Source organism: Flavobacterium sp. N1719, assembly GCF_025947045.1.
GTDB lineage: Bacteria > Bacteroidota > Bacteroidia > Flavobacteriales > Flavobacteriaceae > Flavobacterium > Flavobacterium stagni.
Genome location: NZ_CP109993.1, coordinates 1,847,431 through 1,861,083, shown reverse-complemented (window position 1 = coordinate 1,861,083; position 13,653 = coordinate 1,847,431). Strand labels below are relative to the sequence as shown.

General features: G+C 42.1%; 13 protein-coding genes. 1 reads left to right on the top strand and 12 read right to left on the bottom strand.

Features of this window, described 5'->3' with window-relative positions; genetic code table 11:
* Positions 1–122 precede the first annotated feature (122 nt).
* The 10 genes from OLM45_RS08025 to OLM45_RS07980 form a co-directional block, all read right to left on the bottom strand.
* Complete coding sequence (locus OLM45_RS08025) at positions 123–962, bottom strand: RNA helicase (RefSeq protein WP_264509476.1); 840 nt, start codon at positions 960–962, stop codon at positions 123–125.
* Positions 963–1,273: 311 nt separating this feature from the next.
* A complete protein-coding gene (locus OLM45_RS08020) occupies positions 1,274–1,504 on the bottom strand; it encodes a YdcH family protein (protein WP_129460971.1) in 231 nt (76 codons plus the stop codon).
* 25 nt (positions 1,505–1,529) lie between these two features.
* Positions 1,530–2,231: a sulfite exporter TauE/SafE family protein gene (locus OLM45_RS08015; protein ID WP_264509475.1), complete on the bottom strand. Its 702-nt coding sequence runs from the start codon at positions 2,229–2,231 to the stop codon at positions 1,530–1,532.
* 3 nt (positions 2,232–2,234) lie between these two features.
* Complete coding sequence (locus OLM45_RS08010) at positions 2,235–2,681, bottom strand: FixH family protein (protein ID WP_264509474.1); 447 nt, start codon at positions 2,679–2,681, stop codon at positions 2,235–2,237.
* 86 nt (positions 2,682–2,767) lie between these two features.
* Positions 2,768–4,192 carry a cytochrome c oxidase accessory protein CcoG gene (gene ccoG / locus OLM45_RS08005; RefSeq protein ID WP_264509473.1) on the bottom strand — a complete coding sequence of 475 codons (1,425 nt, stop codon included), beginning with the start codon at positions 4,190–4,192 and terminating at the stop codon, positions 2,768–2,770.
* A gap of 61 nt (positions 4,193–4,253) precedes the next feature.
* Positions 4,254–5,189, bottom strand: coding sequence for a cbb3-type cytochrome c oxidase N-terminal domain-containing protein (locus OLM45_RS08000; RefSeq protein ID WP_264509472.1), 936 nt, complete (start codon positions 5,187–5,189; stop codon positions 4,254–4,256).
* A 21-nt stretch (positions 5,190–5,210) separates the two neighbouring features.
* A complete protein-coding gene (locus tag OLM45_RS07995; RefSeq protein ID WP_129460966.1) occupies positions 5,211–5,384 on the bottom strand; it encodes a CcoQ/FixQ family Cbb3-type cytochrome c oxidase assembly chaperone in 174 nt (57 codons plus the stop codon).
* Positions 5,385–5,389: 5 nt separating this feature from the next.
* Entirely contained in the window at positions 5,390–7,567 is a 2,178-nt protein-coding gene (ccoN, locus tag OLM45_RS07990) for a cytochrome-c oxidase, cbb3-type subunit I (protein WP_264509471.1), read from the bottom strand.
* Between the two features lie 2 nt (positions 7,568–7,569).
* A complete protein-coding gene (ccoS, locus tag OLM45_RS07985) occupies positions 7,570–7,764 on the bottom strand; it encodes a cbb3-type cytochrome oxidase assembly protein CcoS (protein ID WP_129460964.1) in 195 nt (64 codons plus the stop codon).
* Positions 7,765–7,853: 89 nt separating this feature from the next.
* Positions 7,854–10,235 (bottom strand): heavy metal translocating P-type ATPase, encoded by a 2,382-nt coding sequence (locus tag OLM45_RS07980; protein ID WP_264509470.1) that lies wholly within the window; start codon positions 10,233–10,235, stop codon positions 7,854–7,856.
* Between the two features lie 110 nt (positions 10,236–10,345).
* Here OLM45_RS07980 and OLM45_RS07975 point away from each other — a divergent pair, with 110 nt between their 5' ends.
* Positions 10,346–11,026, top strand: coding sequence for a Crp/Fnr family transcriptional regulator (locus OLM45_RS07975; protein ID WP_129460962.1), 681 nt, complete (start codon positions 10,346–10,348; stop codon positions 11,024–11,026).
* Positions 11,027–11,241: 215 nt separating this feature from the next.
* On the opposite strand, the gene OLM45_RS07970 is transcribed toward OLM45_RS07975, so the two are convergent.
* Together OLM45_RS07970 and mazG are read right to left on the bottom strand one after the other, a co-directional pair.
* A complete protein-coding gene (locus OLM45_RS07970) occupies positions 11,242–12,678 on the bottom strand; it encodes an APC family permease (RefSeq protein ID WP_264509469.1) in 1,437 nt (478 codons plus the stop codon).
* A gap of 122 nt (positions 12,679–12,800) precedes the next feature.
* Entirely contained in the window at positions 12,801–13,574 is a 774-nt protein-coding gene (gene mazG, locus OLM45_RS07965; protein ID WP_264509468.1) for a nucleoside triphosphate pyrophosphohydrolase, read from the bottom strand.
* Positions 13,575–13,653: the final 79 nt, after the last annotated feature.

The window sequence follows — 13,653 nt, the reverse complement described above, 5'->3', positions numbered from 1 at the left end:
AGCTACCCGAAGGTGTCTATTTCGAAGCACTTCACTTTTAACCAAGCAGAGACTTTGATAGAAGCACAAAGCTTGATTTAACCACTAAACCGCCACTTTTGGGTAAGTGCTGTTATGCACAGTTATTTTTTATTCAAGTCAATATAGTCAAATTCACGAATCACTTTTGAAATCATATTTCTTGAGACATTTAAACCATATTTATTTGCCACATCCATAGCAATCATTTCTATTTCTTTTTCGGACTTTATTAAACCTTTCACTTTTACATAATTTTCAAGTTCATTGCGAATTATGGTGTAAATGTTCTTTTCCATTATTTCATTATGACGCAAGTCATTATCACTATTTAAGACCCTATTTCTTAGATATCTAAATTCTGATTGCAATCCATTGAGAGACTCAATTATATATTTTGACTCGCTAATTTCTTGTCCATCAATTTTTGCAGGAACAATTCTTTTGCCAAAGCTTTTCAGGAATGGTGAATAATTTGTGTCGGCCTTTGAAGTTTCATATGTTGCCTTAATTCGCTTAATTAACTCAGATTTGAAATTAACTATTTGTGAAAATCTCAATGATGATGGATATGGTATATGTTCAATAATACCAGTATCAAAAGAAAAACCGGTTAACTCATCTTTTATTATAATTGTAGGTTTGTCAAAAGCCAAGCGTAGTCCTAATTCAAACATTACATTAGGATTTTTGGAACTTACGTCACAGATTACAATTTCATTTGTATACAAGTTTGTAACAATTCTGTCGTGTATTAATCCAATCGCAGGGTCGTCACTTACTAATGACGGCTCAAAATCTGTTTCATTTATTGCTTCTATGAGAATGTTCAAAACGTCTTTCCAATGATCCTGAGGATAATCGCTATGTTGAGCGATTGGCATAATAATACCGCATTTCATTGTTTTACTTTGCTGACCATTGATCTTTGTTTTATCTGTCATATTTCGTGATTTTATAATTGTGCATAACGTTTCTCTAATTTCAAATCCCCTGCAAAATAAAAATTATTCTACAAATCCCACTAGGGTTTTTCCTATTTTTTGATTAGTGACTAGTGATTAGTGATTAGTAATTAGTGACTAGTGATTAAATAATCAATTGGAGTTTAAAGCTGATGACTTATGACTTATGACTTCTCGACTTACGACTTTCTGACTTACGACTTACGACTTCCAACTCATAATTCATAATTAAAAATTCATAATTAAAAAAGCACGCCTCCCAGCGTGCTTTTCTTCTAAACCCAAAAAAATTACTCTTGGAGACGGGTATAAATCTCGTCTTTCAAGTGCAGTAATTTTGCTTTCAACTCATGCGCATACTCATCAATTACCACTTCTTCTTCGGTATTGATGCGGTGGATTTGGTGCTCCAACTCGTGGTAGCTGTCAAAGAGTTTTTTGAAATGCGCATCTTGTGTTTTTAATTCGTGAATTTTATCAGTCAATTCAGGAAACTCGTGTAATAAATCGTGACGTTCCATATTCGTTTGTTTTTTGGTTACTTAATTAATGACAATTGGCTTGCGCCTGTACATACAGATTCATGGTCGAAGGCGATACATACGGGATTCCCAATCCCAACCCCCGAACGATAAAGAGGAGTCCGATACACACGGCCACCACGGGAATTAATTTTTGAATGCGTTGTCGCACGGGCCTACTGATCCACTGACTCGCATAGACCACCGCACTTAGCAACGGCACGGTTCCTATACCGTACAAGAACATATAGCTCATACTGCTCATCAAATTGGGCATGGCCAGCGCGCCAAATAAAGCGGCATACACCATTCCACAGGGTAAAAACCCGTTGAGGAGTCCGATCGTGAACAAGGCATCCACCGACTTTCTTTTGAACTGCTGTCCCAAGTGACTTTTGATCGCGGCAATGGCTTTATACACGGGTTTGGAAAAGTTGTACCGGGCCAAAACTTTTTCTGGCAGTACCGCCACCACAATCATCAACACGCCCACCGTAATGGACAAGTGTTGCTGCATTCCGGCAAGGTAAAATCCCCGTCCTAGGAGTCCGAACACCAAACCCAGCAATCCATAGGCAGTTAACCGACCCAAGTGATAGACCAGGATTTGCAATGCTTTACGGCTTGGATTGGTTCGGTCTACGGGGAGCATCAGTGCAATCGGACCGCACATGCCTACGCAATGCAGACTGCTGATGATTCCGAGAAGTAATGCCGTGTACAACATGATTTAATAGATGATGGTTTCTTTTGAAATATAGCCTACGCCGTCGCAATTCCAGTTGATGATAATGTCCCAGCGACCGTCTGCCAGGGAGCTTTTAGGTATGAGCAAATGTGGACTGGATAACGAAATCGGAATTTCGAAATCAAGCTGCTGACTAGACGGTCTGTAAAGGGACACTTTACCGTTTATTTTCGCAAAGTCAAACGACTTCGGAAAAGTTATCGTTACCCCTTCACGGGTTTGGGCAAACTGCACTTTCTCTTTCAGATTCAAGGCATTGTTTTGTTGTTCCAAATCCCGTTCAAAGGTTTGTTCTTTTAAATAATATTTTTCAACGACCAATTCGTTGTCGTATTTCGAGTTGGATTGTACCCGAAACACAAAGAAGAGTATAAAGCTCATGAACAGTGCAAATGCGATGACAATCCCTGTTCCCCAATTTATTTTCATGGTGTTTTTTTTAGAAGTTAGAATTTAGAAGTTAGAATTTAGAAGTAACTGTACACTGCGACTGCAACTGCGACTGCGACTGCCTACTAATTAAACCTCCTCGGTCCGTTGAAGTTCGTCGTAGTCGATTCAATTCTACGGTTACCGTCGTACACTTCAATATGCAAGACCTTTTTCTCATCGTTGAGTAAGGATTCAGGCAATTTGATGAAAAGCGTTCCTTCGCCTAGACTGTCGCCGGGGACCGTAATGGCATTGGCGCCCACTAATTTAATTTCACCGCCTTCGGCATCAACCAATTTAAACGTCACGTGTTGAAACGCTTCGTTGGTTTTGTTGACGACTTTGAAATTGTACACATTCACAATGCGGTTGCCTTCTTTCAAGAACATTTGTCCGGGGACTTTCAATATCGTGGCTTCCACCTGACTGCGCAAGAACAACATGCCTACAAAGATGCCGGTCAAAATCAACAACACGGCCGAATAGCCTTTCATACGGTTGGTGAATTTGAACTTTTCTTTTTTGACAATTTCGTCCTCACTCGCATAGCGTATCAATCCTTTTGGGAATCCCACTTTGTCCATGATGGTATCGCACTCGTCGATACATGCCGTACAGTTTACACATTCCAATTGCACCCCGTTACGGATATCAATTCCGGTTGGGCACACATGAATACAGGCTTTGCAATCGATACAATCGCCTTTTCCAGCGGCAACGCGGTCTTCGCCTTTAGTCAATTTGGCACGACCGTTTTCGCCTTCGCCGCGCACATGGTCATAGGAAACGTTGATGGTTTTATTGTCCAACAACACGCCTTGCAATCGCCCGTAAGGACAAGCGATGATACACACTTGCTCACGGAACCAGGCATAGATAAAGTAGAAAACAGCAGAAAAAATCAATACGGCAATGAGCGTAGAGGTATTGTGCATTGGTCCTTCTTTTACAAATTCGATCACCGTATCACTGCCTTTTAAATAGGCTAAGAATACGTTGGCAATCCCAAAAGAAATCACATAAAACACAATCCATTTGGTGACGCGTTTGCGAATTTTCTCGGCGTCCCATTCTTGTTTTTCGAGACGAATTTGTTGGTTGCGATCGCCTTCAATCCAGTATTCGATGCGGCGAAACACCATTTCCATAAAAATGGTTTGCGGACAAAACCACCCGCAGAAAATACGTCCGAAGGCTACGGTAAAGAGTGCCAACCCTACGACTCCAATAATCATGGAGATTACAAAGAGGTGGAAATCTTGAGGCCAAAAGGGAAATCCGAAGATATTAAAGCGACGTTCAAGAACGTTAAAGAGCAAAAATTGGTGGCCGTTGATTTTCACAAACGGCGCTCCGAAGAGAAACACCAACAAGAAATAACTAACAATTTTTCTTCGGTCGTAAAGTGGTCCCGAAGGTTTTTTGGGGAAAATGAAGGCACGTTTTCCTTTTTGATCGATAGTAGCTATCGTATCGCGGAAACTGTCGTCATGTAACTGACTGGCCATGGTTTTTTTATTTTTTTGGGTTTAGTAATAGGGTCCCGAGGGTATCGGGACCCGTTAACTGTTATTTAGCAGTTGCTGTAGAGTCGGCAGGTTTTGCAGCATCGGCTGTGGGAGCAGCTTCTTCTGTCCATTTATCCCCTTCGGCAGGTTTACCACCGGCAGGTTTAGTACCTTGTAAACTCAGTACATAACTGGCTACTTTTTGAACATCTTTAGAATCTAAGGTTTTACCCCAGGCGGCCATCGTTGGGTTACGTGGACTACCGTCGTGGATGACTTTAAATACATTTTTAATACCACCACCGTTCAACCAGAACTCGTCGGTAAGGTTCGGACCTACAACTCCACCTCCTTGTGGACCGTGACAGGCCACACAAACGTTTTTGAAGATTTCTTGTCCTTTGGCCAAACTTTCTTTGTCGTTAAGTAAAGTCACTTGATCAGCCGTAATCACTTCTTTTGGAGAAGCGGATTTGCTGTTTAATAATTCGGCTTCTGCCAATTCAACCTCATGTTTGAACTCTTGTTCTTGGTTGTCGCCGCCAAACATGTGGAAGCGTACCAAGTAAATTACCCCAAAGATGATGGTGATATAGAACAATTTCACCCACCACGGTGGTAATACGTTATCCAACTCACGGATGCCGTCATAATCATGGTCAAGCATCACATCGGCTTCTTGTTCGATGGCTGTAGAACGGGTTAATTTGCTCATCCACGTTTGGTAGAACTTACTTTCTGTAAACGAAACCGATTGGGCTTCTTCTAATTTTTGTTTTTGTTCGTCTGTTAATAAGTGATAGGTCACTTTATCCACAGCGCTTACCACAATTTCGATAGCGACCAATAGGAACAGAAACACTCCTAAAAACAACGCTACCATTGGGTATTTCACGAATGCCGGTTTATCCCCAGAATCGATAAAGTATTCTAATGCAACCAACACAAAGGCGAAGATTACAGGGACACGAACATATGATGGAAATAATTTTTTCATTGTTACTTGTTTTACGGTTAATTATTCTTCGTCGTTTAAAGGGAGATCACTGATTTCCTTCAAGGTCTCTTTGCTGTAGGTCATTGCCCAAACGGTAAACAACACAAAGGCAGCAAAGAAGATGGTCAAGGAAATGATGGGGTATATTTCAACCCCAGCAATGGTTTCCAAATTATGTTTTACAAACTTCAACATGTTACTTATTGTTTAGGTTTTGCAGCAGTATCGGTTCCTAGACGTTGTAAGTAAGCGATCAACGCGATGATCTCACGGTCTTTCAACGGATTGGCCGTTTCAGTACCAAACGATTTTTGAATATCGCTGTCTTTCATCAAGCTCGCTTCAATCTTTTTCGCTTGTGCTTCCAAGGTTTGTGGTGCATTTGCAATTTCTTCAGGAGTATAGGGTACACCCAAGGTCACCATCGCTTGCATTTTTTTCTGTAACAACGAGTTATCCAATTTGTCGTGGATTAACCATTGGTAACGTGGCATCAACGAACCTGCAGAAATACTTTGTGGGTCATACATGTGGTTGAAATGCCATACATCAGGACGTCCACCGTTGAATGGTTTTCCGGTTACCCCTTCACGGTGTAAGTCGGGACCAGTACGTTTAGAACCCCATAAGAATGGGTGATCGTACACATATTCTCCAGATTTGGAGTAATCCCCATAACGTTCTACTTCTGAACGGAACGGACGAATTAATTGCGAGTGACAGCTCACACAACCTTCGCGGATGTAAAGATCACGACCTTGTAATTCAAGCGGTGTATACGGTTTCACCGCAGTGATGGTTGGAATATTCGATTTCACAAAAATCGTCGGTAAGATTTGTACCACACCACCCACTAGAATGGCCAATGTAGTGTATAAAGCAAATTTCACGGGTTTACGCTCTAACCAAGCATGCCATGTTTCACCTTTCAAACGGTTTTCACTGATAGGTGCTAAAGCAGGTGCTTCCGCGAAATCATCTTCAACAGCCGCCCCTTGACGTACGGTCATGATGATGTTGTAAACCAATACCAATACCCCAACTAAGTATAAGGTACCACCGATAGCACGAATCCAGTACATCGGAATAATTTGGGTAACGGTTTCTAAGAAGTTACCGTATTGTAACGCACTTCCATCGGGTTTGAATTGTTTCCATAATGACGCTTGGGTAAATCCAGAAACGTACATCGGTAAGGCGTAGAATACAATCCCTAAAGTACCAATCCAAAAGTGGAAGTTGGCCAATTTTTCAGAGTATAATTTGGTTTTGGTCAAACGAGGAACCAACCAATAGAACATACCAAACGATAAGAAACCGTTCCATGCTAAAGCTCCAACGTGTACGTGGGCAATAATCCAATCGGTAAAGTGGGCAATGGCATTTACGTTTTTCAAGGAAAGCATCGGACCTTCGAAGGTGGCCATACCATAACCGGTAATCGCTACGACGAAGAATTTCAATACAGAATCCGTACGTACTTTATCCCAAACACCGCGAAGCGTTAATAAACCGTTGATCATACCTCCCCAAGAGGGTGCAATTAACATCACTGAGAATACTACACCAAGATTTTGTGCCCAGTCCGGTAAGGCAGAGTACAACAAGTGGTGAGGTCCAGCCCAGATATAGATGAAAATCAATGACCAGAAGTGGATGATAGATAAACGATAGGAATATACTGGACGATTGGCCGCTTTCGGTACGAAGTAGTACATCATCCCCAAGAACGGAGTCGTTAAGAAGAAGGCTACTGCATTGTGTCCGTACCACCATTGTACCAAGGCATCTTGAACCCCAGCATATACAGAATAGGATTTTAATCCTGCTACAGGTAATTCTAAACTGTTGAAAATATGCAATACCGCTACCGTAACGAAGGTCGCAATGTAGAACCAAATGGCTACATAAATGTGACGCTCTCTACGTTTGATAATGGTACCAATCATGTTGATCCCAAATACCACCCAAATCAAAGCAATCGCAATATCAATAGGCCATTCTAATTCGGCATATTCTTTTGATGTGGTGTATCCTAAAGGTAACGTAATTGCCGCTGCTACGATGATTAATTGCCATCCCCAAAAGTGGATTTTACTCAATAAATCACTGAACATACGGGCTTTTAGCAAACGTTGCATGGAGTAATATACTCCGGCAAACATGGCGTTACCCACGAAGGCAAAAATCACCGCATTGGTATGCAAAGGGCGAAGTCTACCAAAACTTAAGAACGAAATTCCACTCGTCACGTTGGGGAACAAGAACATGAAAGCCAGAAGCAAGCCGACTAACATCCCTACAACCCCGAAAACGATACTGGCGTAGATGAAATTTCGAACAACTTTGTTGTCGTAATGAAATTGTTGCATTTCCATAATTATTGTTTTTCTTCGGTTATACTAATTTGATTGTTGTTTTTTGTTTTTTTGATTAACTCATCGTCAAATAACATGCGTACTGACGGTGTATAGTCATCGTCATACTGACCTGATTTTACGGCCTTGATAAAGGCTACCAGGAAGAAAACAGCCACAACGATACTGATGCTGATTAAAAAATAGATTACGCTCATACCCTATTAATTTGAAACAAAGTTACCCCCACACTACGGGATAAAACATGACATTTATCATTCCCTAAAAAAATCTTAAAATCCGTGTACTAACGGTAGTTCCGACGTGCATACCAATTGCTCATGAGCGTCACGAAACTCACAATAGTAATCGTACTCAACGGCATAATAATCGCTGCAACAATCGGTAGAAGTTTACCCGTAACGGCAAAACTGAGTCCGACCACATTGTACAACAACGACACGCCAAAACTCATGTAGATCGTTTTCATCGCGTTGCGGGAATACTGCATAAAAAAGGCAATTTTGGAAAACTGGGTCGCATCCAATATCCCATCACAGGCGGGTGAAAACACATTCACATTCTCTGAAATCGAAATCCCAATATTACTCTGTGCCAAGGCCCCTGCATCGTTCAAACCATCGCCTACCATCATCACATTTTTGCCTTGGTTTTGGAGTGATTCGATGTAGGCCAATTTCTCCTCGGGTTTTTGATTAAAAACCAATGTGGTTCCTGTGGGCAACATTTTTTCTAAAATCTTGCGTTCCCCATCATTATCCCCCGACAAAACAACCAATTGGTACTGTGCGCTGAGTTGGTCAAACAACTGCTCCAAGCCTTCGCGGTACTGATTATTGAACACATAACTGCCCTTGTACACGCCATCAATCTCCACGTGAACTTTGGTTTTCTTGTGGGTGTTTTCACTGAGGTGTTTTAAGAATTGGGACGAACCTAATTTTATGTCATGACCTTCCACCGTGGCAAAAACACCTTTCCCAGTGATTTCCTCAAAATGGGTGACGGTCGCTTTTTCTTGGGGAGGCAAATAATCGTACAGGCGGCGACTTAAAGGGTGGTTCGAACCCCGAAGTGTATTTTTTAACAAATACAATTCCTCGCTATTGAGTTCGTTGCCTTCATACGTAATGGCCGTTTTTTTGTTGGTGGTAATCGTTCCCGTTTTATCAAAAACAATCGTATCTACTTTGGCCATTTGTTCGATCACCAAAGCATTTTTCAAATACAATTTGCGATTCCCCATGATGCGCAACACATTACCCAAAGTAAAAGGAGCGGTTAACGCCAACGCACATGGACAGGCCACAATCAAAATCGCTGTAAAGACATTAAAAGCGGTATCGACATTGATGAAAATCCAAAAAGCAAAAGAGACAAAAGCCAACAGTAGTAAAGCCGGTGTGAAATAATGGCTAATGCGGTCGGTAATGTTTTTGTGTTGGGACTCCAGTTTCTTTTGGAACACATCATTGCTCCACAGTTGCGTCAAATAACTTTGGGAAACCGAAAACAAGACTTCCATTTCGATCACTTTCCCGATTTGTTTTCCTCCGGCGTATATTTTGTCGCCCGACTTTTTCTCAATGGCTACGGCTTCTCCGGTTACGAAACTATAGTCGATCGAAGCTTTTTCCGAAATTAATATGCCGTCAACAGGAATGAGTTCTTGGTTGCGAATTAACAAGCGATCGCCTTTTTCAATGTCGTAAACTTGCACCGGTTCTTCTTCCCCATTCGGTAAGATTTTGGTAATCGCAATCGGGAAATAGGATTTATAATCCCGCTCAAAGGATAGGAAGTTGTAGGTTTTTTGTTGGAACAATTTCCCTAACAACATAAAGAATATCAACCCGCACATACTGTCGAAAAATCCCTGTCCGTAGTTCATTACAATGTCGACGGTCGAACGTACAAACATGATGATGATACCTAGGGCAATCGGAATTTCGATATTCAACATTTTGGCCCGAATGCTTTTCCATGCCGATACATAATACCCACTAGCGGAATACACCAAGGGCGGTAGTGACAAAAAGAAAATCAACCAACGGAAGAATCCGCGGTATTGATTGATCCAGAATTCTTCGACTTCAAAGTATTCGGGAAAGGATAATAACATGATGTTCCCAAACGAGAAGAACGCTACTCCAATCTTGTAAATGAGCGAACGGTCGATTTTGTGTTTGTCGCCTTCGTAATTTTCTAAACTAATGTAAGGTTCATACCCAATCGAACTCAACAATTCCACGATGGTTTTGAGGGAAATCTGTTCGGGGTTAAAGGTGATGCGAACGGTTTTCGCGGGGAAGTTTACTTGCGAGCTGCCAATACCCGGTTGCAACTTGTGTAGATTTTCCAAAATCCAAATACACGAGCTACAGTGAATATGCGGTATGTACAGTGAAACAATATGGGTGGAAGCTTCTTCAAATTCCAATAATTTTGTGACGATCTTGTCGTCTGTTAAAAAGTCGTATTTTCCATTGATGTCCGAAGGCGTTGCTCCGGGGGCACTTTGAAAGTCGTAATAACACGTCAAATCGTTCTGACTGAAAATCTCGTACACGGTTTTACATCCCGTGCAACAAAAATCTTTTTCATCAAAGCGGATGACGTCTTGCCGACTTACTTCCGTACCACAATGGAAACATGTTGATGTGTCCATAATTTTGCTCATTTTACCTGTAACAAAGGTCACACACCTACTTTTTTTAAAATATGATATTTGTCATGCGAATAATTACCTAACTTTGGTGTAACAAAAATCTTACTCCCATGAGCAAATGTGAACAGTGTATTGTAAGGGAATTTAGTTCCCTGAAGGCACTTACTAAGGACGAACTGCTCCACATGGCCGAATGCAAAACTTCCTATACCATCAAAAAGGGCGAACCTATTTTTGAGGAAGGCGAAAGTATTAATGGGGTCTTTTGTGTGAAAGATGGCGTTTGTAAATTGTCGAAATTAAGTTCGAATGGCAAAGACCAAATCGTCAAGCTAGTCAAGCCGGGCGAGCTATTGGGACAGCGTTCGTTGATTAGTGAAGAACCGACCAACTTGAGTGCAGTGGCCCTTGAAGACATGCAAGTATGCTTTATTCCCAAGTCGGAAATCATGAGTTTCTTCAACAAGAACAACAATTTCTCGATGAACATGATGCGCACGATTTGCGGCGACCTTCGCGAAGCCGACGATCACATGGTAAACATGGCACAAAAAACAGTAAAGGAAAGATTAGCAGAAACTTTATTATATTTGGAAGATAATTTCGGTAAAAACGAAGACGGTACATTGCACATCCAACTCTCCCGAGAAGAACTCGCCGGTATGATTGGTACGGCTACCGAAAGTTGCATCCGCCTGCTCTCTGAGCTCAACAAAAGCGGATATATCGAATTGATAGGAAAGAAAATAGCCTTGAAAGAAAGGCAGAAATTAAAACGAATGGCCGAGTAATCGGGCGTGCGTATATAATGTGAATTAACGACCTAAACCCTGCAGCAATGCGGGGTTTTTGGGTTTTAGGGGTTTCAAGTTTCAGGTTTAAAGTTTAAAGTTAAACCCGTGTAAATTCTTGTGAGTTTTAAATCATGACTGCCGAATTACGACTTTTTCGACTTATGACTTTTCGACTTACGACTTATGACTTTTTCGACTTACGACTAATAGACTTACGACTTTTTTTTCAAAAACAAATAATACACCGGAACACCCAAGGCCACAATACCCAAGCCCAATCCCGTGTTGCGGGTGTCGTAGATCAAAAGTGCTGTACAAATCGAAGCCGTAATCAAAATATACAACAACGGAATAAACGGATAGCCCAAAGCCTTATACGGACGTTCCGCATCGGGTTCGCGCTTGCGTAAAATAAAGAGTCCGCCAATCGTGAGCATATAAAACAACAACGACGCAAATGTCGCATAGGTCAATAAATCGCCGTATTTCCCGGTCACACACAACAACGACGCCCAAATACCTTGCACCCACAAAGCGCGTGCAGGCACTTCTTTATCGTTGAGTTCGCCCGCCTTTTTAAAGAACAAACCGTCTTGAGCCATCGCATAAAACAAACGTCCGCCACTCAAGATGAGTCCGCTATTGCATCCAAACGTCGACACCATAATTAATCCGGCCATGACCAACACGCCTACATTCCCCATAATCACACTGGCTGCTGCCGCACCTACCCGATCTTCGGACGCAAACATGATACCGCGCTCCATAACTGTTGCTCCATCGGGCGAACCGTTGAGCGGCAACAGAGATAAATACGCCACATTCGCCAACAAATAAATAATGGTTACAATTAAGGTTCCCAGAAACAAACTGCGTGGAATGTTGCGTTTCGGGTCTTTGATTTCCCCTGCAATAAAGGTCACATTATTCCAGGCATCACTCGAAAACAATGGATTGATAATGGTTGCCCCCATGACGCCCAATAAGGCCACGCCACTTAGGAATGAGATTTCCAACGTCCCCTCATGATTCACCGTTTTCTTGGCTTCCCAAAGGTTGGCGAAGTTTTGTGACAGCACATCCGACTGTAATCCGACGTACAAGCCCAAAATGATGAGCGAAAACAAAGCAATCAACTTGGCCGAGGTAAACACCAACTGAATGATTTTCCCGTTTTGTACGCCGCGGGTATTGATATAGGTCAGTAAAAAAATACTGAGTATCGCCAAAATTTGTTTGTTGGTAAACACAAAACTTTCATAGGTAAAAATCTTTTGTTCCAACACCGGAAAGAAAACCGCCGTGTAATTGGCAAACGCCACGGCAACCGCTGCAATTACGCCCGTTTGAATGACCGTAAAAACCGTCCATCCGTAGAGAAATGACACGAGTTTTCCATACGCCCGTTGGATGTACACAAACTGCCCACCGGCATTCGGCATCATTCCGGCCAACTCGCCATAACTCAGCGCTGCCGACATCGTAAGGAGTCCGGTGATGAACCACAACACCAATATCCAAGCCGCCGAACCCACATCCCGGGCCATGGCTGAAGTTACCAAAAAGATACCCGAACCAATCATCGATCCCGCCACCAAACTGGTCGCGTCAATGAGTCCGAGAGAACGTTTTAATTCGTGTTTTTCCATAGTAGACGTTAGACGTTAGACGTTAGTCGTTAGACTTTAGTCGTTAGTTGTTATTTAGTTTCAATTTCAAATTTTCAAATCATCAAATTTTCAAATCATCAAATTTTCAAATCATCAAATCATCAAATCTTCTTCGCCTCATTCCAATACACATCCATTTCCGCCAAGGTCATATCGGCAAGGGATTTTCCCATGGCGTTGACTTTGGACTCGAGGTATTGAAAACGGTGAATGAATTTTTTATTCGTGCGCTCCAAGGCGTCTTCGAGATTTACATTTAAAAAGCGGGCGTAATTAATCATGGAGAAAAGTACATCCCCAAACTCCGATTCGATGCGGTCCTGATCGCCTGTTGCGACTTCCTCCTGCAATTCTTGCAATTCCTCTTGGACTTTCTCCCAAACTTGTTCGGGTTGTTCCCAATCGAAGCCTACACCTTTGGCCTTGTCCTGTATCCTGCTTGCTTTAACCATAGCGGGCAATCCTTTGGGCACACCTTCCAGCACGGATTTCTTGCCTTCTTTCAACTTCAACTTTTCCCAATTGCGTTTGACTTCCTCTTCATCGGCGACTTCCACATCGCCGTAAATATGCGGATGACGGTGGATGAGCTTGTCACAGATTTCGTTGGCCACATCCGCTATATCAAACGATTGGGTTTCGCTGCCAATTTTCGCATAAAAAACAATATGCAAGAGTAGGTCGCCCAACTCTTTCTTCACTTCTTCGAGGTTGTTGTCCAAAATGGCATCTCCGAGTTCGTAGGTCTCTTCAATAGTCAAATGCCGCAGGGATTGCAGCGTTTGCTTTTTATCCCACGGGCATTTTTCCCGTAAATCGTCCATAATATCGAGCAATCGGTTGAAGGCTTGCAGTTGTGCTTCGCGGGTATTCATCGTAATCGTTTTGGGTAAAAATAAGAAATCCCGACCGTAAATACGATCGGGACTCCAGATATTTGGTTAGTTTAGTGAA

What these genes read in the sequence shown, in the direction of transcription:
- OLM45_RS08025 (WP_264509476.1), bottom strand. Translation starts at nt 962, where the DNA reads ATGACAGATAAAACAAAGATCAATGGTCAGCAAAGTAAAACAATGAAA.
- OLM45_RS08020 (WP_129460971.1), bottom strand. Translation starts at nt 1,504, where the DNA reads ATGGAACGTCACGATTTATTACACGAGTTTCCTGAATTGACTGATAAA.
- OLM45_RS08015 (WP_264509475.1), bottom strand. Translation starts at nt 2,231, where the DNA reads ATGTTGTACACGGCATTACTTCTCGGAATCATCAGCAGTCTGCATTGC.
- OLM45_RS08010 (WP_264509474.1), bottom strand. Translation starts at nt 2,681, where the DNA reads ATGAAAATAAATTGGGGAACAGGGATTGTCATCGCATTTGCACTGTTC.
- ccoG (WP_264509473.1), bottom strand. Translation starts at nt 4,192, where the DNA reads ATGGCCAGTCAGTTACATGACGACAGTTTCCGCGATACGATAGCTACT.
- OLM45_RS08000 (WP_264509472.1), bottom strand. Translation starts at nt 5,189, where the DNA reads ATGAAAAAATTATTTCCATCATATGTTCGTGTCCCTGTAATCTTCGCC.
- OLM45_RS07995 (WP_129460966.1), bottom strand. Translation starts at nt 5,384, where the DNA reads ATGTTGAAGTTTGTAAAACATAATTTGGAAACCATTGCTGGGGTTGAA.
- ccoN (WP_264509471.1), bottom strand. Translation starts at nt 7,567, where the DNA reads ATGGAAATGCAACAATTTCATTACGACAACAAAGTTGTTCGAAATTTC.
- ccoS (WP_129460964.1), bottom strand. Translation starts at nt 7,764, where the DNA reads ATGAGCGTAATCTATTTTTTAATCAGCATCAGTATCGTTGTGGCTGTT.
- OLM45_RS07980 (WP_264509470.1), bottom strand. Translation starts at nt 10,235, where the DNA reads ATGGACACATCAACATGTTTCCATTGTGGTACGGAAGTAAGTCGGCAA.
- OLM45_RS07975 (WP_129460962.1), top strand. Translation starts at nt 10,346, where the DNA reads ATGAGCAAATGTGAACAGTGTATTGTAAGGGAATTTAGTTCCCTGAAG.
- OLM45_RS07970 (WP_264509469.1), bottom strand. Translation starts at nt 12,678, where the DNA reads ATGGAAAAACACGAATTAAAACGTTCTCTCGGACTCATTGACGCGACC.
- mazG (WP_264509468.1), bottom strand. Translation starts at nt 13,574, where the DNA reads ATGAATACCCGCGAAGCACAACTGCAAGCCTTCAACCGATTGCTCGAT.